An 18,660-nucleotide genomic window follows, 5' to 3' on the forward strand; every position below is an offset into this window, starting at 1 on the left:
TCATGATGCTGGCGCTGATCATTGCGCTGCCTTTCTTCGGGGTAATGTTGCCCCTCCTGAGCGAACGCTTCGGCCGTAGTGCCTGTGCTGCCGCCACCGGCCTGGTGCCGCTGGCGGGATTGCTCCTGCTGTTGAGCCAGCGCGCGGTGCTGGGCGGAGCAGCCCAGGTCACCCGCATTCAGTGGCTGCCGGAGCTTGGCCTGAACCTCAGCCTGCGCCTGGACGGTCTGGGCTTCCTCTTCGCCCTGCTGATTCTCGGCATCGGCCTGCTGGTGATCCTCTACGCCCGCTATTACCTGTCGGAGAAAGAACCCGCCGGGCGCTTCTTCGCCTTCCTGCTGCTGTTCATGGGCGCCATGCTCGGCGTGGTGCTGAGCGAAAACCTGCTGCTGATGCTGATGTTCTGGGAGCTGACCAGCCTGTCGTCGTTCCTGCTGATCGGCTTCTGGGGGCATCGCTCGGATGCGCGCAAGGGGGCGCGCATGTCGCTGGCGGTCACCGGTGGCGGCGGTCTCGCACTGCTCGCCGGCATCCTGCTGATTGGCCATGTGGTCGGCAGCTTCGAGCTCTCCACGGTGCTCGGCGCGCGCGACGTGCTGCAGGGCAGTCCGCTGTTCCCGCTGGCGCTGTGCCTGGTGCTGCTGGGCGTGTTCACCAAGTCCGCGCAGTTCCCCTTCCATTTCTGGCTGCCCCACGCGATGGCCGCGCCGACGCCGGTCTCCGCCTACCTGCACTCGGCGACCATGGTGAAGGCCGGCGTGTTCCTGCTGGCGCGCCTGTATCCGCTGCTGTCGGGCAATGACCTGTGGTTCTACCTGGTCAGTCTCACCGGTCTTGCGACCCTGCTGATGGGCGCCTTCATGGCGCTGTTCCAGAACGACCTCAAGGGCCTGCTGGCGTACTCCACCATCAGCCACCTGGGCCTGATCACCCTGCTGTTCGGCCTGGATTCGCCCCTGGCCAACGTCGCGGCGATCTTCCACATCATCAACCACGCCACCTTCAAGGCCTCGCTGTTCATGGCCGCCGGGATCATCGACCACGAGACCGGCAGCCGCGACATGCGCCGCATCAACGGCATGTGGAAGTACATGCCGCACACCGCCGTGCTGGCGATGGTGGCCTCGGCGTCGATGGCCGGCGTGCCGCTGCTCAATGGCTTCCTCAGCAAGGAAATGTTCTTCGGCGAGACCCTGGCGCAGAACATGATGGGCAGCTTCAACTGGCTGATCCCGACCCTGGCGACCCTCGGCGCGCTGTTCTCGGTGAGCTACTCGGTGCGCTTCATCCACGACGTGTTCTTCAACGGCGAACCGATCAATCTGCCCAACCCTCATCCCCATGAGCCGCCGCGCTACATGAAGGTGCCGGTGGAGATCCTGGTACTGATCTGCCTGTTGGTGGGCGTGATGCCGTCGCTGATCGTCGGTCCGTTGCTCGCCGGCGCCGCCGCATCGAGCCTGAACGGCGCGCTGCCCCAGTACAGCCTGGCGATCTGGCACGGCTTCAATGCGCCGCTGGCGATGAGCTTCGTCGCCACCGCCGGCGGCGTGCTGCTCTACGTGCTGCGCAAGCCGCTGTTCGACTGGTACGCCGGGCTGCCGGCGATGGACGCCAAGCTGGTGTTCGAGCAGCAGGTACAGCGTGTGGTGCGCGTTGCCGCTCGGATTACCGCAGTTCTCGAAAATGGTTCGCTGCAACGCTACGCCATGCTGCTGGTACTGGCCGCCGTGATCGTGGTGTTCGCCGGTCTCGCGCCGTTGCCGGGCATCGAAGGCACGCGGGCGCAGGCGCCGCTGGATGGCATCACGGCGCTCGGGCTGGTCCTGCTCGCCCTGTGCGGGCCGCTGAGCGTGTGGTTCCACCGTCAGCGCCTGACCGCGCTGATCATCCTCAGCATCGCCGGCCTGCTGGTGGCGCTGGCCTTCGCCCGCTTCGCCGCGCCTGACCTGGCACTGACCCAGTTGTCGGTGGAAGTGGTGACCATGGTCCTGCTGATGCTGGCGCTGTACTACCTGCCGGCGCGCACGCCTGCGTCGTCCAGCAGCCTGCGTCGTCTGCGCGACTTCGTGGTGGCGGTTGGCGCCGGGGTGATGGTGACCCTGCTGGCCTACGCCGTGCTGACCCGTCCGTACGACAGCATCGCCGGCTACTACCTGGAAAACAGTGTTTCCGGCGGTGGCGGGCACAACGTGGTGAACGTGATCCTGGTCGATTTCCGCGGCTTCGACACCCTCGGCGAGATCACCGTGCTGGCGATCGCCGCCGTCGGCATCTTCGCGCTGCTCGACGGCCTGCGCCTGCTGCGCGCCGAGCGCGACGACGAAGGCCGCGCCTGGGCGGCGGAGCGCTTCCCGCCGATCCTCGGCGTGCTGTCGCGGCTGATGCTGCCGCTGGCGCTGCTGGTTTCGGTGTTCATCTTCCTGCGCGGGCACAACCTGCCGGGCGGCGGCTTCATCGCCGGGCTGATCACCTCGGTCGCGCTGATCCTGCAGTACATCGCCTGCGGCAGCCGCTGGGTGAGCACGCGCCTGCCGCTGGACTACGGGCGCCTGGCCGGGCTCGGTGTGTTGATCGCCGGTCTCACCGGGCTGGGCAGCTGGTTCTTCGGCTTCCCGTTCCTGACCTCGTCCTTCGGCCATTTCAACCTCCCGCTGGTGGGTGAGATCGAACTGGCCACGGCGATGCTCTTCGACTTCGGCGTGTACTTCACCGTGGTCGGCGCGACCCTGCTGATCCTTTCGGGACTCGGTTCGGTCAGCGCGCCGCCGGATGTTCCGACGCTGTCCAAGGAGGCGCATTGATGGAAGCGCTGTTCGCCGTCACCCTCGGCCTGCTGACCGCCAGCGGCGTCTACCTGCTGCTGCGGGCGCGGACCTTCCCGGTGGTGCTGGGACTCACCCTGTTGTCCTACGCGGTCAACCTGTTCCTCTTCGCCATGGGCCGGCTGGCCGGCGACCCGGCGGTGATCGGCAAGGTTGCCAACGCCGGCGACCCGATCCCCCAGGCGCTGGTGCTGACCGCCATCGTCATCGGCTTCGCCATGACCGCCTTCGTCATCGTCCTGGCCCTGCGCGGGCTGGCCGAGACCGGCGGCGATCACGTCGATGGCGGCAATGGCCACGAAGGAGAGCCGGGCCGATGAACCACTGGCTGATCCTGCCCGTCCTGCTGCCGCTGTTCGCCGGCTGCCTGCTGCTGCTCACCAGCGCCATGGGCGAGCGTCTGCAGCGTGGCCTGTCGCTGCTCGCCACCCTGGCCCTGGTGCCGTTGTCCGCCGTGCTGCTGCAACAGGCCGACAGTGGTGTCGTGCAGTTCTACGCGCTGGGCAACTGGCAACCGCCGTTTGGCATCATCCTGGTGCTGGACCGCCTCAGTGCGCTGATGCTCGCCGCCACCGCGCTGCTTGCCAGCCTGTCGCTGATTTATGCCCTGTGCGGCGACGACCGGCGCGGCAAGCGCTTCCATGCGCTGTTCCAGTTCCAGTTGCTGGGTCTGAATGGGGCCTTCCTTACCGGTGACCTGTTCAACCTCTTCGTGTTCTTCGAGATCCTGCTGATCGCTTCCTACGCCTTGCTGCTGCACGGCGGCGGGGCAGGGCGGGTGCGTGCGGGCGTGCATTACGTGGTGCTCAACCTCGTCGGTTCGGCGTTCTTCCTGATCGCGGTGGGTGTGCTCTACGGCATCACCGGCACCCTGAACATGGCGCACATGGCCGAGCGCGTCGCCCAGCTCAGTGCCGAACAGGCGCCGCTGGTGCGCGCCGCCGCGCTGTTGCTGCTGGTGGTGTTCGGCCTCAAGGCGGCGCTGCTGCCGCTGTACTTCTGGCTGCCCAAGGCTTACGCCGAGGCGAGTGCCCCGGTGGCGGCGCTGTTCTCGATCATGACCAAGGTCGGCATCTACTCGATCCTGCGGGTCTACACGCTGATCTTCGGCGAGCAGGCCGGCGAGCTGGCGAACCTGGCCCAGGCCTGGCTCTGGCCGCTGGCGCTGGCCGGCATCGCCGCCGGTGCGCTGGGCGCGTTGGCGGCGACCACGCTGCAGGGGCTGCTGTCGTACCTGGTGGTGGTGTCCGCCGGTACGCTGCTGGCGGCGATTGCGCTGGGTACGCCGGAGGCACTGTCCGCTGCGATGTACTACCTGCTGCACAGCATCTGGGTGGCCGGCGGGTTGTTCCTGCTCGCCGACCTGATCGCCCGCCAGCGTGGCGACAAGGCGGGGCGTCTGGTGCAGGGCCCGGCGCTGTTGCAACCGCATCTGCTGGGCGGCGCCTTCTTCTTCGGCGCCATCGCCGTGGCCGGTTTGCCGCCGCTGTCGGGGTTCCTCGGCAAGCTGATGCTGCTGCGCTCGGTAAGCGGCGGCAGCGAGGCCGTCGCCCTGTGGAGCGTGGTACTGGTCAGCGGTCTGGTCACTATCGTCGCCTTGAGCCGCGCCGGCAGCACGTTGTTCTGGCGCACCGGCCGCACCGTGCTGGGCAGCGCCGAGCGTGAGCCGGTGAAGCTGCTGGCGACCTTCGGCCTGCTGGCCAGCGCGCCGCTGATGGTGGTCGCCGCGCGGCCGCTGCTGGCCTATGCCCAGGCTACCGCCGCGCAACTGCTGGATGTCGACCTGTACCGCCAGGCAATACTGCTGGGAGGTGGCGCATGATCCGCCGCATTCTCCCGCACCCGTTGCTCAGCGCCATCCTGCTGTTCACCTGGCTGCTGATGGTCAACGATTTCTCCCTCGGTCACTGGTTGCTCGGCGCCTTTCTCGCTCTGGTGCTGCCGCTGTTGTGCCGCAACCTGCTGCTGTCCACGCCGCGCATCCGTCGGCCGGGCCTGCTGCTGCGCTTCATCGCGCTGGTGCTGTACGACATCGTCGTGGCCAACCTGCAGGTGGCCAGGCTGGTGCTGGGGCCGAAGTCCAGGCTGCAGCCGGGCTTCGTGGAGATTCCGCTGGAGCTCACCGACGACCTGGCCATTACCATCCTCGCCAGCGTGATCACCCTGACGCCGGGCACCGTGTCCGCCGACCTCAGCGATGACCGCCGCACCCTGCTGGTCCACGGCCTCGATGTGCCGGACCCGCAGGCCCTGGCGACGGATATCAAGGCCCGCTACGAAGCGCCGCTCAAGGAGGTGTTCGAATGCTCGGCTACGTGATTCCCCTGTGCCTGGTGCTCCTTGGCCTTGCATTGCTGCTCACGGTGGCGCGGCTGATCCGCGGGCCGGGCACCGCAGACCGTATCCTGGCGCTGGATACCCTGTCGATCGAGGCCATCGCGCTGATCGTGCTGTTCGGCATCTGGAAGGGCACCGGACTCTACTTCGAGGCGGCGCTGCTGATCGCGGTGATGGGCTTCGTCAGCACCGTGGCACTGTCCAAGTTCCTGTTGCGCGGAGACATCATCGAATGAGCGCAGACGTCGTGATCGAAGCGCTGGTCTGCCTGCTGCTGCTGGCCGGCAGCCTGTTCGCCCTGCTCGGCGCCATCGGTCTGTACCGGTTGCCGGATTTCTATACCCGTCTGCATGCGCCGACCAAGGCCTCGACCCTGGGCGTCGGCGGGGTGATCCTGGCCTCGATGCTGTATTTCAGCACCCGTGGCGAGGGCGTCAGCCTGCATGAACTGCTGATCACCGTGTTCCTGTTCATCACCGCGCCGATCAGCGCCCACCTGCTGGCCAAGGCAGCGATGCAGCAGCGCACGCCGGTGGAGCGGGGGACCAAGGGCAAGCCTTGGGACTGATGTTCTTTGTGGCCGCGGCGCCGAAGTTCCCCGAATCTTGGTTCGCGAGCAAGGACAGGGCGTCCCCCTCGGTCCTGCGAAAGGCGGCCCATACAGTTTCCCCTGCGTTCTGTACCTGTCGGCCCGCACCGGGCGCCTCCTATACTCCGGGGATCTTTTGACTGGAGCGTCCCGTGCAGCAATCCCGGCCGTTCGCCCTCGCGTGCCTGGTGTTGGCCATGGCGCTCTGGGGCAGTTCCTTCATCGCGCTGAAATTCGCCTTCCAGGAATTGCCGGCGATGTGGGTGATCTTCGCCCGTATGGCGCTGGGCAGCCTGATCTTCCTCGCCGCCTGGCGTTGGCGCGGACGCATCGACTACCGCGCCGGTGACTGGAAGTGGCTGCTCGGGCTCGCCGCCTGCGAGCCTTGCCTGTATTTCATCTTCGAGTCCCTGGCGCTGCAGCACACCAGCGCCGCCCAGGCCGGCATGATCACGGCGCTATTGCCATTGCTGGTGGCGGTGGGGGCGTTCTTCCTGCTGCATGAGATGATCGCCCGCAACACCTGGCTGGGGTTCGCCCTGGCGGTACTCGGGGCGCTCTGGCTGACCCTGGCCAGCGAAGCGAACGGCCACGCACCGAATCCGCTGCTGGGCAACTTCTACGAGCTGCTGGCGATGCTCTGCGCCACCGGCTACACCTTGCTGCTCAAGCACCTGTCGGCGCGCTACTCGCCCTTCATCCTGACTGCCATGCAAGCCTTCATCGGTTCGCTGTTCTTCCTGCCGCTGGCGCTGGCGACCTCAGGCCTGCCGCCGGCGCCCGGTCCGACCGGCTGGTTCGCGCTGATCTACTTGGGCAGCGTGGTCACCGTCGGTGCCTACGGCCTGTACAACTTCGGCGTCAGCCGGCTGCCGGCGAGCCAGGCGACCGGCTTCATCAACCTGATCCCGGTGTTCACCCTGATCTTCGCCGCCCTGTTCCTGGGCGAAGTGCTCAGCGGCCAACAGGCGCTGGCCGCCGGGCTGGTGTTCATCGGGGTCGCCTTCAGCCAGTGGCGCAGTGCGCCGCCCACGCCGCCCGCCGGTGTGCTGGACTGACCTTCTGCCATTCGACGAGGAAACAGCATGTCCGCCCAAGACCGTAACTGGACCCGCGAGGCGATCCGCATCATCGAGGCGGATTTCCAGCGCAGCGCCGATACCCACCTGATCCCCCTGGAGATGCCTGGCCTGCCGGGTGTCGACCTGTATTTCAAGGACGAGTCCAGTCATCCCACTGGCAGCCTCAAGCACCGCCTGGCGCGTTCGCTGTTCCTCTATGCGCTGTGCAATGGCTGGCTGCGTCCCGGCGCGCCGGTGATCGAGGCGTCCAGCGGCTCCACGGCGATCTCCGAAGCCTATTTCGCGAGGCTGCTCGGCCTGCCGTTCATTGCCGTGGTGCCCTCCAGCACGTCCAAGGAAAAGATCGCGCAGATCGCCTTTTATGGCGGCCAGGCCCATCTGGTGGAAGACCCGACGCAGATCTACGCCGAGTCGGAGCGCCTGGCGAAGGAAACCGGCGGGCACTTCATGGATCAGTTCACTTACGCCGAGCGGGCCACCGACTGGCGGGCGAACAACAACATCGCCGAGTCGATCTTCCAGCAGATGCGCCACGAGCGCTTCCCCGAACCGTCCTGGCTGGTGTCCAGCCCGGGCACCGGCGGCACCCTCGCCACCCTCGGCCGCTTCGCCCGCTACCGTCGCCACGAGACCCGCGTACTCTGCGCCGATGCCGAGCGTTCAGTGTTCTTCGAGTCCTACCGCACCGGCGATCGCGACCTGACCCTGAGCTACGGCTCGCGCATCGAGGGCATCGGCCGGCCGCGCGTCGAGGCGTCCTTCCTGCCCGCGGTGATCGATGCCTGCTGCCAGGTGCCGGACGAGCTGTCGCTGGCGGCCATGCATTACCTGGCCCAGCGTCTCGGACGGCATGTCGGCGGCTCCAGCGGCACCAACCTGATCGGTGCGCTGCTGGTGGCGCGGCAGATGGTGGAGCGCGGCGAGAGTGGCTCGATCGTCGCGATCCTCTGCGACAGCGGTGAGCGTTACGAGACCACCTACTACAACGCGCTGTGGTTGCTGTCCCAGGGCTTCGACCTCGACCCGCTGATCGAAGGCCTGCGCCAGTGCGTCGAGCACGGTGCGGCGCTGCCGGGCAGTGTTCCCCACTGCGGGCTGGAGTGAGCCCATGAAGACTATCGGCCTGATCGGCGGTATGAGCTGGGAGTCCACCATTCCCTACTACCGGCAGATCAACCAGACCATCAAGGAGCGCCTGGGCGGCCTGCACTCGGCGAAGATCGTGCTGTTCAGCATGGACTTCCACGAGATCGAGCGCCTGCAGCACGCCGGCGACTGGGGCGCCGCCGGGGCGCTCCTGGCGGGGGCCGCGCGTTCGCTGCGGGCGGCCGGCGCGGACTTCCTGGTGCTCTGCACCAACACCATGCACAAGGTGGCGCCGGCTATCGAGGCGGCGGTGGACATCCCGCTGCTGCACATCGCCGACCCGACCGCCGAGGCGATCCGCGAGGCGGGAGTGACGAAGGTCGGCCTGCTGGGCACGCGCTTCACCATGGAGCAGGCGTTCTACAAGGACCGCCTGCAGGAGAAGTTCGACCTGCAGGTGCTCACGCCTTCGGACGAGGAGCGCCAGGTGGTGCACCGGATCATCTATGAGGAGCTGTGCCTGGGGCGGATTCTTGACGAGTCGCGCGAAGCCTACCGGCGCATCATCGCATCGCTGGTGGAGCGCGGCGCGCAGGCGGTGATCCTCGGCTGCACCGAGATTTCCCTGCTGGTCGGCCCGCAGGATGCGTCAGTGCCGCTGTTCGACACCACGGCAATCCACGCGCGGCGCGCTGCCGAGCGGGCGCTGTGAGCGGGGAGAGTCGATGAGCTTCATCAGTCTGAAGGTGCGTGCGGCTTTCATGGTCCACGGCTACGACGAGCAGAACCGCGAGGTGGTGGAGCAGCTCAACGAGCCGGAGTCGACTGGTGCGTCTGGAACGTATCCAGTCGGTGAGCGAGAAGTATGTGCTGGTGACGTCCAGCCACGGTCGGGTGGTCTACTGGGAATACGAGGGCGGGCTCGTCGCGCTCAAGGCGCGGTTGCGGGCGGCAGGGCTGCTGTTCTGAGCCCTGCCGCGCCGGCTCAGTCGTTGCTGGCGCCGCCCGGGTAGGCGCAGCCCTGCATGACCTGGCTGTCCACCCGCAGCTCGGCGGACAGGTTGGTCAGTGCGCCGCTCATGCCGTCCTGGCAGCGTGCCGGGGCGACCCAGAGTTCCAGCTTCTCGCCATTGGCTTCACTGGAATAGCTGGTGCTGCCATTGGGCAGGCCCTCGGCGATGTAGGGCACCACCAGCGACTCCTTGCCGGGCCGTTCGAGCAGCAGCCCCTGGTTGTTGACCAGCACGCTCCAGCCCGGCTCGTTGCCGTGGGCGCGGACGATGCTGCGCTTGAAGTTCGGATCGTCACAGCCGGGGCCTTCGTTCTGCAGGCGCAGGACCTTGGTCACTTCCAGCTTGCCGTCGGTGCCGGCGGCGGTGCTGCCGCTGAAGTTGCCGCGCAGGTCGACGAACAGCTTGCTGGCGCCGTCCTCGAACAGGCTGCGGGCGTCGCGGGGCAGGCCGGTATTGGCGCTATCCTCGACACTGAAGCGGCGCTGCTCGGTGCAACCACGGAACATCAGCTTGCCGTCCTGCTGGCTGAGTTCGCCTTGCAGGCGGGTGGAGGCGTTAAGATCGGTCTTGTTCGGCGTCCACACCTGGCAGGCGGCGAACAGGGGTAGCAGGCTGAACAGAATGAAACGGCTGGATCGCATGGAACGGGCTCCCTCGAAAGTGGGCCCACGTTACCCAGCGAAGCCGGCTATCTCAAGGGCAATGCCAGGCTCGGGGAGGAAATCGGATGATTCGTTGCAAGCGTGCTTACGAGCCGGCGACGCAGGACGATGGTTACCGGGTGCTGGTGGACCGCCTGTGGCCACGCGGGATTCGCAAGGAAGACCTGCACATGGAGCAGTGGGCCAAGGACGCCTCGCCGTCCAACGAACTGCGCCAGCGCTTCCATCACGATCCGAGTCTGTTCGAGGAATTCCGCAAGGCCTACCAGCGCGAACTGAATGCTCATCCGGAACACTGGATGGGGCTGCTCGACCTGGCGGGCAAGGGCACGCTGACGCTGCTCTATGCGGCCAAGGACGAGGCGCACAACAACGCGCAGGTGCTGGCGGATTTCCTCGAGGATGAGCTGGAGAAGCAGGGGGATGGGAGTTCGCCCGTCTGCTATGCCGGGAAAACCGAGTAGGGGGTTTGTTCGCGAGCAAGCTCGCTCCTACGAAAAGCACCGCGCTACACGCCGGCACCTGTAGGAGCGAGCTTGCTCGCGAACCAGGGCCAACGGCTGATGCCGATTTCAGGTTTATCAGCGTACAACCGCGAACGGTCGTACGCCCTACGTCATCGCACGCAATGACGCTCCCGGCTCACCAGATCTTGTACACCTGCCCGGTCTGCGCGCCTTCCACGCTGCGGGCGAAGCCCAGGGCGGCGTCGGCTGCAGGCACCGGCTTGAAGCCGCGGAAGAACGGCGCGTAGCCCTCCATCGACTCCACCAGCACATTCGGGCTTACCGCGTTGATCCGCTGGCCGCGCGGCAGCTCCAGGGCGGCGCTGCGCACGAAGCCTTCCACCGCGCCATTGACCAGGCTGGCCGAGCTGCCCAGCACGATGGGCTGCTCGCTGAGGATGCCGGTGGTGAGGGTGAAGGACGCGCCGTCGTTGGCGTACTGGCTGCCGATCAGCACCAGGTTCACCTGGCCCATCAGCTTGTCCTTCAGGCCGATCTCCATTTCCGCCTCGCCCATCTCCGAGAGCTTGCCGAAGTGCACCTTGCCGGCGGCGCTGACCAGCGCGTCGAAGCCGCCGGTCTGCTCGAACAGGGCGCGGATCGAGGCGCTGTCGGTGATGTCCACGCGGAAATCGCCGCTGTTGCGGCCGACGCGAATGATTTCATGACGCGGGCCCAGTTCGTTGGCGACGGCCTGGCCGAGAGTACCGCTGGCACCGATCAGGATGATTTTCATGAAGGCTCTCCACTGAGGTGGTTTGGCTGAAAGTGAATTCAGTCTAGAGTGACCTTCTGTTTTGATAATCATGCCAATCGACAACCTTTGGTTTTCATATGGAAACAATAGCCAGCGATCTGGAAGACCTTTCCGCCTTTGCCGTGCTGCTGGAGTGCGGCAGCTTCACCCGCGCGGCGGAGAAGCTCGGTTGCAGCAAGGGGCAGTTGTCCAAGCGCATTTCCGTGCTGGAGCAGGCGCTGGGCACGACCCTGCTGCACCGCACCACCCGGCGTCTGTCGCTGACCGCCGCGGGGGCTGCGCTGTTGCCCGAGGCCCAGGCGCTCAACGCCCAGGCCGCGCGGGCGCGGCAGGCGGTGCTGGCGCTGCAGGACGAGGCGCGGGGCACGGTGCGCCTGAGCCTGCCGGTATCCCTGGGGGAGACCTTCTTCGATGCCTGGCTGATGGAGTTCTCCCGCGAGTACCCGGAAATCCGCCTGGAGCTGGACCTCTCCAACACCCTGAGGGACCTGGTCGCAGATGGCTTCGACCTGGCGATCCGCTCCGGCAGCCTGGCGGCGGACGAGCGCCTGGTGGCAAGGCCACTGTTCGCGCTTCAGGAGCTGACCTGTGCCACGCCGGATTACCTGGCGCGCCATGGGGTACCGCGCTCACCGGCGGAACTGGCCGGGCATTCCTGCCTGCAGAATACCCACTACCAGGACAGCGGCACCTGGCTCTACCAGCGACAGCATGAACTGTTCCGCGTGACGGTCAGCGGCCTGCTGGCGAGCAACCACTACACCTTGCTGAAGAAGGCAGCCCTGGCTGGTGCAGGCATCAGCCGGCTGCCGTCCTACATGATTCAGCAGGAATTGGCTGACGGCCGTCTGGTCTGGTTGTTGCGTGACTATCAGACGCGCAGCCAGCCGGTGTTCCTCATCCATCCGTACCAGGGCCGCCTGCCGCGTCGCACGCAGTTGCTGGCGGGCTACCTGCTGCGCTGGTTCGAGCAGAGCCGGCAGCAGCTGGTCGCGCTGGAAGGCTGAAGGAAGCTTCGTTCAGCTTCGTTCAGGATTGGTTCAGAGAGGGTTCAGGGGGAGTTCAGGGAGGGAGGCTTAGGCTTTGCCTCTCTTCTTCCGGAAAGCTCCTTGAGGCAGTTGCCATGAACCGTTCCACTCTGCTGATCGCACTGCTGCTGACACTCGGCTGCGCTGCCGCCCAGGCCGAGAGCGGGGATTTCTGGTACCTGCAGACCAGCGTCTACACCACCCACTGGAGTAACGACCCGGAGCACAACAATCACCAGGACCTGATTGGCCTCGAGCGCAACCGCGCCGATGGCGTGGTGTTCGGTGGCGCGACTTTCCGTAACTCCTTCAGCCAGCGCTCCAATTACGTCTATGCCGGCAAGCGCTTCGACTGGGAAGGCACGCCGTTCTACGCCAAGGTCACCGGCGGCGCGCTGCAGGGCTATCACGGCAAGTACCGCGACAAGATCCCGCTGAACCACTACGGCGTGGCGCCGGCGATCATTCCTTCGCTGGGCGCTCGCCTGGGGCCGGTCGGCACTGAGTTGGTGGTGTTGGGCAACTCCGCGGCGATGGTCAACGTCGGCATAGGTTTCTGATCATCCCTGAATGGAAAACGGGTGGGGCTGGCGGAGGGTGAACTCCGCAGGCCCCGCCCGTTTCTGCTTGCGCGGCGAATCAGCCGGCCACTTCCTGCAGGGCCTGGTCCAGGCAGTCGATGAACAGCTCGGCGTGCTCCTGTTCGAAGGCCAGCAGCGGGCGAATCTTCAGGATGTTCTCCATGGGGCCGGCGGCGCTGATCAGCACGCCACGCTCGCGCATGGCGTTGACCACGCGGCGGGTCTGGTTGGCGGCCGGAGTCTTTTCAGCACGGTCGCTCACCAGTTCGACGCCGAGGAACAGCCCCGCGCCGCGCACGTCGCCGATCAGTTCATGGCGCTCGGCCAACCGGCGGATGCCCTCCAGCATGAAGTCGCCGATGCGCTGCGAGCGTTCCTGCAGCTTCTCGACGCGGATCACGTCCAGCACCGCCTGGGCCGCCGCGCAGGACACCGGGTTGCCGCCGAAGGTGTTGAAGTAGCGCACGTTGCGCCCGAAGCTTTCGAGGATGTCCGCGCGCGCCACCACGCCGGCGATGGGCTGGCCGTTGCCCATGGGCTTGCCGAGGGTGACCAGGTCCGGCTGCACGCCGTGGCGCTGGAAGCCCCACAGGGTCCGGCCGGTTCGGGCGAAGCCGCTTTGTACTTCGTCGGCGATGTAGAGCAGGCCTTCCGACTGGGCGACCTTCACCGCTTCGGCGAGGAAACCGACAGGGTCGGGCAGCACGCCGTCGCTGGCGAAGATGCCGTCGAGCAGCAGCGCGGCGGGCTTGATGCCCTGGGCGCGCAGGTCGGCGATGGCGGCGCGCACGTCGTCGGCGAGGATCTTGCCGACGTTCTCTGCGCCCAGCCGGTAGGCGTCCGGCGCACGCACGGTGCGCGCATGGGCGGGCAGGGTGATGCCGGAGCCCAGGGCTGGCGAGAGTTCGGAGATGTCGCCGGTGACGCCGTGGTAGGCGAAGCGGGTGATGATCACTCCGGTGCCGCCGGTGAAGTGGCGGGCGATGCGCAGGGCGAGGTCGTTGGCCTCGCTGCCGGTGCAGGTGAACATGACCTGTTCGAGGCCGGCGGGGAAGGTCGAGAGCAGGTCCTCGGCGTAGTCGAGGATGCCTTCCTGCAGGTAGCGGGTGTGGGTGTTCAGCACCGCCGCCTGGCGGGCGATGGCCTGCACCACGCGCGGGTGGCAGTGGCCGATGGAGGCGACGTTGTTGTACGCGTCTAGGTAGCGGTTGCCCTGCTTGTCGTAGAGCCAGACCCCTTCGCCGCGCACGGTGTGCAGCGGGCGCTCGTAGAACAGCCGGTAGGCCGGGCCGAGCAGGCGCTCGCGGCGCTCGATCAGGCGGCGCTCCTCGTCGCTCAGGCGGTCGGCGTCGGTCGGGCTGAATCCGTTGGGCATGGTCATGGACGGGACTCCTCATGGTTGGCGCAGGCGGTGAAGATCTGCTCCTGCGCCTGTTCCCGGCTCAGGCGGGCCAAGCCTTGCAGGCTCTGCCAGGCGTGATGGGTGTTGCGCAGGATGTAATTGCGGTTCTCGGGGTGCAGGCTGGCGCGCCAGGCGGTGATGCACAGGGTCATGATCAGGCGCGTGGCGATCAGGTCGGCGAGGATTTCCTGCTCGGGCTCCAGCAGCGGGCGGCGGCGATGGTAGGCGGCGATCATCTCGCAGGCGGTGGCCAGCGGCGCGTCCGGCTCGCCCACCTGGTAGGCGGCGGCGACGCCGAGGTCGTTGATCAGCGGCGCGTGGACCATGTCGCCGAAGTCGAGGATGTTGCGCAACTGATCAGGGTGCGCGGCATCGACGATCACGTTGTGCGGGTTCAGGTCGTTGTGGATCACCTGGGCGCGCAGGCTGGCCTGGCGGGGCAGGGCATGGCGCTCGAAGTTGTCGAGGAAGCGCTCGACCAGCGTGCGCTGCTCGCGGTCCTCGATGTAGGCCAGCAGGCGGCGCAGGCGCGAGGCGTGCTTCAGGTCCCAGAGCAGCTCGTGGCCCGACGCCGGGTGTTCGAAGCCATCAAGGGCCAGGCCCAGGCGGGCCAGGGCGTCACCGAGGTTCTCGCGCAGGGCGCGGCTGCGTTGTGGCACGCGGTGCAGCGGCAGGCCGTCGACGAAGGAGAACAGGCGGGCGAGCATCGGCTGGCCGTCGACGACCACCTGAATCTGGTACTCGCCGCTCAGCGAGGGGTAGACGCGCTGCACCGCCAGGGTCGGGTCGGCGGCCTCGACGCGCAGCAGGGCGCGGGTCTGGAAGTCCACTACCTGCGGGTCTTCCAGCGGGTGCGAGAGTTTCAGCAGGCGGTCATCGCCGTGGCCGTGGCTGATATGGAAGTTCAGGTCGCGTTCGCCGGCGAGCCGGTTCAGGGTTCCGCGCTGGCCGAAGTACTCTTCGGCAATCGCGGCGGCCTGGGCGTCGCTCACCCGGGCGGGGGCCGCTTCCAGCAGGTGGTCTTGGACGGGGGCGGTATTGAGGGGCACAGGTACTTCTCCAGCGGGTCCGGCAGGTCAATCGTGCAGCGGCCTGGCGAGTCGCGGCGCACCGTCCGACATGAGGTCGGGCGGTGCGCCGGTGGTCATTTGCTCGCCCAGGCGTTGAAGCGTTGTTCCAGTTCCTCGCCGTGGTCGATCCAGAACTCGGTGTCCATGGCGCGCGCGTTTTCCAGGTTCTGCGGCGCGGTGGGCAGCTTGCCGGCGATGGCCGGATCGATCAGCGGGATGGTGTTCTTGTTGGTCGGGCCGTAGGGAATGTTCTCGGCGAACACCTTCTGGTGCTCGGGCTTGTTGGCCAGGGCGATGAACTGCTCGGAGAGCTCCTTCTTCGGGCTGCCCTTGACGATGGCCCAGTGGTCCAGGTCGTAGATGCTGCCGTTCCACTGGATGGCGAAGTCGCGGCCTTCCTTCTGCGCGGTGGCGACGCGGCCGTTGTAGGCGCTGGTCATGACCACGTCGCCGGCGGCCAGCCACTGCAGGGGTTGCGCACCGGCTTCCCACCACTGGATGTAGGGCTTGATCTCGTCGAGCTTCTTGAACGCGCGGTCCACGCCTTCCTTGGTGCCCAGCACCTTGTACAGGTCGGCCTGTTTCACGCCGTCGGCTTCCAGGGCGAACTCCAGGGTGAACTTGGCGCCACGGCGCAGGCCGCGCTTGCCCGGGTATTTCTTCACGTCCCAGAAGTCGGCCCAGCCGGTCGGTGCGCTGGCCAGCTTCTTGGCGTCGTAGGTGAGCACCGTGGACCAGATGAAAATGCCCACGCCGCAGTCGCTCACGGCGGCATCGAGGAAGTCCTCGCGCTTGCCCAGCTTCGACCAGTCGAGCTGCTCGAACAGGCCTTCGCTGCAACCGCGCATCAGTTCCGGGGACTCCACTTCGACCACGTCCCAGCTGGTCTTGCCGGTGTCGGCCATGACCTTGATCTTGGCCATCTCGCCGTTGTACTCGGCGCCCTGCACGGTGACCTTGGCCTGTTGCTCGAAGGGTTTGTAGAAGGCCTTTTCCTGGGCCACCTTGTTGTCGCCACCGAAGGACACCACGGTCAGTGTCTCGGCGTGGAGCTGGGCGGCGCCGCCGGCCAGCATCATCAGTGCTACGGCTTTCTTGAACATGCGATTACTCCAGGTCGGGCCAATCCGGCCCATCGAAAAGAGGGCAGCTTCAAGAGAGGGGCTGGGACGGCCCGAGCTGGAAGGCCGACCGGTCGCCCGTTGGCTCAGGGTGAGGAACGCGCGGAACAGGTACGGTCGAGCATGGGATGTCCTCCAGTTTCTTGTTGTTGTTTGGCTGACGCGAGGTCGATTTAAACATCTTCCCAAACATGATGCATCATGTTTTTATTTGAGCCATCGCTTACCACGGACGTTGCACTTCGCAGGGGGATTCGCCATGAACCAGAGCAAGACCTTGTTACTGACCGGTGCCAGCCGCGGCATCGGCCATGCCACGGTGAAGCATTTCAACGCCGCCGGCTGGCGCGTGTTCACCGCCTCGCGCCAGGACTGGAGCGCCGAATGCCCCTGGGCCGAAGGGCTGATCAACCATATCCACCTGGACCTGGAGGACATCGACAGCGTGCAGGCCAGCCTGCCGCAGATCCGCGAAAAGCTCGGCGGCCAGCTGCATGCGCTGGTGAACAATGCTGGCATCTCGCCCAAGGGGGCGGAGGGGGAACGCCTGGGTGTGCTGGAGAGCGACTACGCCACCTGGCTGAAGGTGTTCAACGTCAACCTGTTCTCCACCGCGCTGCTGGCGCGCGGGCTGTTCGACGAGCTGAAGGCGGCCAAGGGTTCGGTGATCAACGTCACCTCCATCGCCGGTTCGCGGGTGCATCCCTTCGCCGGGGTCGCCTACGCCTGCTCAAAGGCCGCGCTGGCGGCGCTGACCCGCGAGATGGCCCACGACTTCGGCCCGCACGGCGTGCGCGTCAACGCCATCGCTCCGGGAGAGATCGACACCGCGATCCTGTCCTCGGGGACCGAACTGATCGTCGAGCGCGACATTCCCATGCACCGCCTGGGCAAGCCGGAGGAAGTCGCTTCGCTGATCCACTTCCTCTGCACCAGCGGCGCGTCCTATGTGAATGGCGCGGAAATCCACGTCAACGGCGGGCAGCATGTGTAATCTCGCTGGCATCCCCGGCGCCCAATCCGCATCATGCGCGCCGGCATGCCGCGCCATGTGACGAGACTGCGACGAGAACGCGATGAACTACCCGATCGAAGGGCTGAACCATTCCTACCTGGGCAGCGGCGTCTATGCGCTGCTGCGCGAGGCGCTGATCACCGGCCGCTTCAAGCCGGACGACCGCCTGCGCATCCGCGACCTGGCGCAGCAACTGGGCACCAGCGTGACCCCGGTGCGCGATGCGATCCTGCAACTGGCCAAGGAACAGGCGCTGGTGCTCAAGACGCCACGCGACATCCGCGTGCCGCTGCTCACCCGCGAGCAGTACCTGGAAATCCGCAGCATCCGCGTGGCCCTCGAAGGGCTGGCGGCCGAGACGGCTGCCGCCAGGGCCAGCGTCGAGCAACTGGATGAGCTGGAAGCCAACATCCGTGAGAACCTCGATGCGATCCACGCCGAGGACATGGTGTCGGCGCTCAAGCTCAACCAGGCCTTCCACTTCGCCCTGGCCGACATCGCCGGCATGCCGCTGCTGCGCGGTTTCCTCGACAGCCTGTGGATGCGCACCGGCCCGCTGATCGCCCAGGCCTACGCCGACTTCAACGAGCGCATGGCCGTGGAGCATCACTGGGAAGTGCTGCTGGCGCTGCGCGAAGGCGACGGTGCCGCCGCGCGGGCGGCCATCCATACCGACCTGGTCGACGGTAGCGAGAAGATGCTGGAGTTCATTGCCCAGTCCGAGGCGCAGAACTGAGGCTTTGCAGGAGCGAGCTTGCTCGCGAATCTCTATACGCAGAACTCACCGGCGAGCTTGTTCGCGAGCACGCTCGCTCCTACGAAAAGCAGTACTCGCCCGCCAATAAAAAACGGCCCCGAAGGGCCGTTTTCATTACAGCGCGCGTCAGCCGCCGAGATACGCGTCGCGCACCTTGGGGTTCACCAGCAGGTTGGCGCCGGTGTCCTGCATGACGATGCGGCCGTTTTCCAGCACGTAGCCACGGTCGGCGAGCTTGAGCGCCTGGTTGGCGTTCTGCTCGACGAGGAAGACGGTCACGCCTTCCTGGCGCAGCTGTTCGACGATGTCGAAGATCTGCTGGATGATGATCGGCGCAAGGCCCAGGGACGGCTCGTCGAGCAGCAGCAGCTTGGGCTTGCTCATCAGCGCACGGCCGATGGCGAGCATCTGCTGTTCACCGCCGGACATGGTGCCGCCGCGCTGGTTGAAGCGTTCCTTCAGGCGCGGGAAGAGTGCCAGGACCTTGTCCATCTGCTCCTGGTAATCGCCCTTGCTGGTGAAGAAGCCGCCCATGGCCAGGTTCTCTTCCACGGTCAGGCGGGCGAACACGCGGCGGCCTTCCGGCACGACGGCGATGCTCTTGCGCATGATCACGGAGGATTCCTTGCCGACCAGTTCCTCGCCCAGATAGGTGATGCTGCCCGAGGAGGCTCGCGGCGAGCCGCAGAGGGTCATCAGCAGGGTCGACTTGCCGGCGCCGTTGGCGCCGATCAGGGTGACGATCTCGCCCTGCTGGACCTCCATGCTGACGTCGTGCAGCGCCTGGATCTTGCCGTAGAAGGTGGAAACCTTGTCGAACTTCAGCATG

The 18,660-nt window shown here is 66.5% G+C and carries 20 protein-coding genes and 1 pseudogene; 15 read left to right on the plus strand and 6 right to left on the minus strand.

Going from position 1 to position 18,660, the window contains the following annotated elements; translation table 11 throughout:
• Positions 1-2 precede the first annotated feature (2 nt).
• From ACAW63_RS11840 to ACAW63_RS11885, 10 genes and pseudogenes are all read left to right on the plus strand, one after another.
• Positions 3-2,804 carry a monovalent cation/H+ antiporter subunit A gene (locus ACAW63_RS11840; RefSeq protein WP_371233851.1) on the plus strand — a complete coding sequence of 934 codons (2,802 nt, stop codon included), beginning with the start codon at positions 3-5 and terminating at the stop codon, positions 2,802-2,804.
• Positions 2,804-3,145: a Na+/H+ antiporter subunit C gene (locus ACAW63_RS11845; protein WP_371233852.1), complete on the plus strand. Its 342-nt coding sequence runs from the start codon at positions 2,804-2,806 to the stop codon at positions 3,143-3,145. Before ACAW63_RS11840 ends, ACAW63_RS11845 begins: the two co-directional genes overlap by 1 nt.
• Positions 3,142-4,647: a monovalent cation/H+ antiporter subunit D gene (locus ACAW63_RS11850; RefSeq protein ID WP_371233854.1), complete on the plus strand. Its 1,506-nt coding sequence runs from the start codon at positions 3,142-3,144 to the stop codon at positions 4,645-4,647. Before ACAW63_RS11845 ends, ACAW63_RS11850 begins: the two co-directional genes overlap by 4 nt.
• Positions 4,644-5,144 (plus strand): Na+/H+ antiporter subunit E, encoded by a 501-nt coding sequence (locus ACAW63_RS11855; RefSeq protein ID WP_371233855.1) that lies wholly within the window; start codon positions 4,644-4,646, stop codon positions 5,142-5,144. Before ACAW63_RS11850 ends, ACAW63_RS11855 begins: the two co-directional genes overlap by 4 nt.
• Entirely contained in the window at positions 5,129-5,398 is a 270-nt protein-coding gene (locus ACAW63_RS11860) for a K+/H+ antiporter subunit F (protein WP_371233857.1), read from the plus strand. Before ACAW63_RS11855 ends, ACAW63_RS11860 begins: the two co-directional genes overlap by 16 nt.
• A complete protein-coding gene (locus ACAW63_RS11865; RefSeq protein WP_371233858.1) occupies positions 5,395-5,730 on the plus strand; it encodes a Na+/H+ antiporter subunit G in 336 nt (111 codons plus the stop codon). Before ACAW63_RS11860 ends, ACAW63_RS11865 begins: the two co-directional genes overlap by 4 nt.
• A gap of 218 nt (positions 5,731-5,948) precedes the next feature.
• Positions 5,949-6,809 carry a DMT family transporter gene (locus ACAW63_RS11870; RefSeq protein WP_371234650.1) on the plus strand — a complete coding sequence of 287 codons (861 nt, stop codon included), beginning with the start codon at positions 5,949-5,951 and terminating at the stop codon, positions 6,807-6,809.
• Positions 6,810-6,836: 27 nt separating this feature from the next.
• A complete protein-coding gene (locus ACAW63_RS11875; protein ID WP_371233860.1) occupies positions 6,837-7,937 on the plus strand; it encodes a PLP-dependent cysteine synthase family protein in 1,101 nt (366 codons plus the stop codon).
• A 4-nt stretch (positions 7,938-7,941) separates the two neighbouring features.
• Positions 7,942-8,631, plus strand: coding sequence for an aspartate/glutamate racemase family protein (locus ACAW63_RS11880; RefSeq protein WP_371233863.1), 690 nt, complete (start codon positions 7,942-7,944; stop codon positions 8,629-8,631).
• Between the two features lie 13 nt (positions 8,632-8,644).
• Positions 8,645-8,888, plus strand: a pseudogene (locus tag ACAW63_RS11885) (hypothetical protein).
• A gap of 16 nt (positions 8,889-8,904) precedes the next feature.
• Here the strand turns inward: ACAW63_RS11885 and ACAW63_RS11890 are convergent.
• Positions 8,905-9,573: a COG3650 family protein gene (locus ACAW63_RS11890; protein ID WP_371233864.1), complete on the minus strand. Its 669-nt coding sequence runs from the start codon at positions 9,571-9,573 to the stop codon at positions 8,905-8,907.
• Positions 9,574-9,659: 86 nt separating this feature from the next.
• On the opposite strand from ACAW63_RS11890, the gene ACAW63_RS11895 reads away from it, so the two are divergent.
• Positions 9,660-10,058, plus strand: a complete 399-nt coding sequence (locus ACAW63_RS11895) for a DUF488 domain-containing protein (RefSeq protein ID WP_371233866.1) — start codon at positions 9,660-9,662, stop codon at positions 10,056-10,058.
• Positions 10,059-10,236: 178 nt separating this feature from the next.
• On the opposite strand, the gene ACAW63_RS11900 is transcribed toward ACAW63_RS11895, so the two are convergent.
• Positions 10,237-10,836, minus strand: a complete 600-nt coding sequence (locus ACAW63_RS11900; protein WP_371233868.1) for a short chain dehydrogenase — start codon at positions 10,834-10,836, stop codon at positions 10,237-10,239.
• A 98-nt stretch (positions 10,837-10,934) separates the two neighbouring features.
• Here ACAW63_RS11900 and ACAW63_RS11905 point away from each other — a divergent pair, with 98 nt between their 5' ends.
• Both ACAW63_RS11905 and ACAW63_RS11910 read left to right on the plus strand, forming a co-directional pair.
• Complete coding sequence (locus ACAW63_RS11905) at positions 10,935-11,864, plus strand: LysR family transcriptional regulator (protein ID WP_371233869.1); 930 nt, start codon at positions 10,935-10,937, stop codon at positions 11,862-11,864.
• A 116-nt stretch (positions 11,865-11,980) separates the two neighbouring features.
• Positions 11,981-12,445 (plus strand): sn-glycerol-3-phosphate transporter, encoded by a 465-nt coding sequence (locus ACAW63_RS11910; RefSeq protein WP_371233872.1) that lies wholly within the window; start codon positions 11,981-11,983, stop codon positions 12,443-12,445.
• 79 nt (positions 12,446-12,524) lie between these two features.
• Here ACAW63_RS11910 and ACAW63_RS11915 read toward each other — a convergent pair whose 3' ends face one another.
• From ACAW63_RS11915 to ACAW63_RS11925, 3 genes are all read right to left on the minus strand, one after another.
• A complete protein-coding gene (locus ACAW63_RS11915; protein WP_371233874.1) occupies positions 12,525-13,847 on the minus strand; it encodes an aspartate aminotransferase family protein in 1,323 nt (440 codons plus the stop codon).
• Positions 13,844-14,917 carry a phosphotransferase gene (locus ACAW63_RS11920; RefSeq protein ID WP_371233877.1) on the minus strand — a complete coding sequence of 358 codons (1,074 nt, stop codon included), beginning with the start codon at positions 14,915-14,917 and terminating at the stop codon, positions 13,844-13,846. The genes ACAW63_RS11915 and ACAW63_RS11920 overlap by 4 nt, the downstream gene beginning before the upstream one ends.
• Positions 14,918-15,012: 95 nt before the next feature.
• Positions 15,013-16,041 carry an ABC transporter substrate-binding protein gene (locus ACAW63_RS11925; RefSeq protein WP_275610668.1) on the minus strand — a complete coding sequence of 343 codons (1,029 nt, stop codon included), beginning with the start codon at positions 16,039-16,041 and terminating at the stop codon, positions 15,013-15,015.
• Between the two features lie 277 nt (positions 16,042-16,318).
• Here ACAW63_RS11925 and ACAW63_RS11930 point away from each other — a divergent pair, with 277 nt between their 5' ends.
• A complete protein-coding gene (locus tag ACAW63_RS11930; protein WP_343574196.1) occupies positions 16,319-17,053 on the plus strand; it encodes an SDR family oxidoreductase in 735 nt (244 codons plus the stop codon).
• Between the two features lie 82 nt (positions 17,054-17,135).
• Positions 17,136-17,810, plus strand: a complete 675-nt coding sequence (locus ACAW63_RS11935; protein WP_371233880.1) for a GntR family transcriptional regulator — start codon at positions 17,136-17,138, stop codon at positions 17,808-17,810.
• A gap of 147 nt (positions 17,811-17,957) precedes the next feature.
• On the opposite strand, the gene ACAW63_RS11940 is transcribed toward ACAW63_RS11935, so the two are convergent.
• Positions 17,958-18,659: an ABC transporter ATP-binding protein gene (locus tag ACAW63_RS11940; RefSeq protein WP_275610671.1), complete on the minus strand. Its 702-nt coding sequence runs from the start codon at positions 18,657-18,659 to the stop codon at positions 17,958-17,960.
• Position 18,660: the final 1 nt, after the last annotated feature.

Origin of the sequence: Pseudomonas sp. QE6 (assembly GCF_041379005.1) — a bacterium.
GTDB lineage: Bacteria > Pseudomonadota > Gammaproteobacteria > Pseudomonadales > Pseudomonadaceae > Pseudomonas.

What these genes read in the sequence shown, in the direction of transcription:
- ACAW63_RS11865 (WP_371233858.1), top strand. Translation starts at nt 5,395, where the DNA reads ATGAGCGCAGACGTCGTGATCGAAGCGCTGGTCTGCCTGCTGCTGCTG.
- ACAW63_RS11915 (WP_371233874.1), bottom strand. Translation starts at nt 13,847, where the DNA reads ATGACCATGCCCAACGGATTCAGCCCGACCGACGCCGACCGCCTGAGC.
- ACAW63_RS11895 (WP_371233866.1), top strand. Translation starts at nt 9,660, where the DNA reads ATGATTCGTTGCAAGCGTGCTTACGAGCCGGCGACGCAGGACGATGGT.
- ACAW63_RS11900 (WP_371233868.1), bottom strand. Translation starts at nt 10,836, where the DNA reads ATGAAAATCATCCTGATCGGTGCCAGCGGTACTCTCGGCCAGGCCGTC.
- ACAW63_RS11845 (WP_371233852.1), top strand. Translation starts at nt 2,804, where the DNA reads ATGGAAGCGCTGTTCGCCGTCACCCTCGGCCTGCTGACCGCCAGCGGC.
- ACAW63_RS11935 (WP_371233880.1), top strand. Translation starts at nt 17,136, where the DNA reads ATGAACTACCCGATCGAAGGGCTGAACCATTCCTACCTGGGCAGCGGC.
- ACAW63_RS11890 (WP_371233864.1), bottom strand. Translation starts at nt 9,573, where the DNA reads ATGCGATCCAGCCGTTTCATTCTGTTCAGCCTGCTACCCCTGTTCGCC.
- ACAW63_RS11860 (WP_371233857.1), top strand. Translation starts at nt 5,129, where the DNA reads ATGCTCGGCTACGTGATTCCCCTGTGCCTGGTGCTCCTTGGCCTTGCA.
- ACAW63_RS11840 (WP_371233851.1), top strand. Translation starts at nt 3, where the DNA reads ATGATGCTGGCGCTGATCATTGCGCTGCCTTTCTTCGGGGTAATGTTG.
- ACAW63_RS11910 (WP_371233872.1), top strand. Translation starts at nt 11,981, where the DNA reads ATGAACCGTTCCACTCTGCTGATCGCACTGCTGCTGACACTCGGCTGC.
- ACAW63_RS11940 (WP_275610671.1), bottom strand. Translation starts at nt 18,659, where the DNA reads ATGCTGAAGTTCGACAAGGTTTCCACCTTCTACGGCAAGATCCAGGCG.
- ACAW63_RS11905 (WP_371233869.1), top strand. Translation starts at nt 10,935, where the DNA reads ATGGAAACAATAGCCAGCGATCTGGAAGACCTTTCCGCCTTTGCCGTG.
- ACAW63_RS11925 (WP_275610668.1), bottom strand. Translation starts at nt 16,041, where the DNA reads ATGTTCAAGAAAGCCGTAGCACTGATGATGCTGGCCGGCGGCGCCGCC.
- ACAW63_RS11855 (WP_371233855.1), top strand. Translation starts at nt 4,644, where the DNA reads ATGATCCGCCGCATTCTCCCGCACCCGTTGCTCAGCGCCATCCTGCTG.
- ACAW63_RS11880 (WP_371233863.1), top strand. Translation starts at nt 7,942, where the DNA reads ATGAAGACTATCGGCCTGATCGGCGGTATGAGCTGGGAGTCCACCATT.
- ACAW63_RS11850 (WP_371233854.1), top strand. Translation starts at nt 3,142, where the DNA reads ATGAACCACTGGCTGATCCTGCCCGTCCTGCTGCCGCTGTTCGCCGGC.
- ACAW63_RS11875 (WP_371233860.1), top strand. Translation starts at nt 6,837, where the DNA reads ATGTCCGCCCAAGACCGTAACTGGACCCGCGAGGCGATCCGCATCATC.
- ACAW63_RS11930 (WP_343574196.1), top strand. Translation starts at nt 16,319, where the DNA reads ATGAACCAGAGCAAGACCTTGTTACTGACCGGTGCCAGCCGCGGCATC.
- ACAW63_RS11870 (WP_371234650.1), top strand. Translation starts at nt 5,949, where the DNA reads ATGGCGCTCTGGGGCAGTTCCTTCATCGCGCTGAAATTCGCCTTCCAG.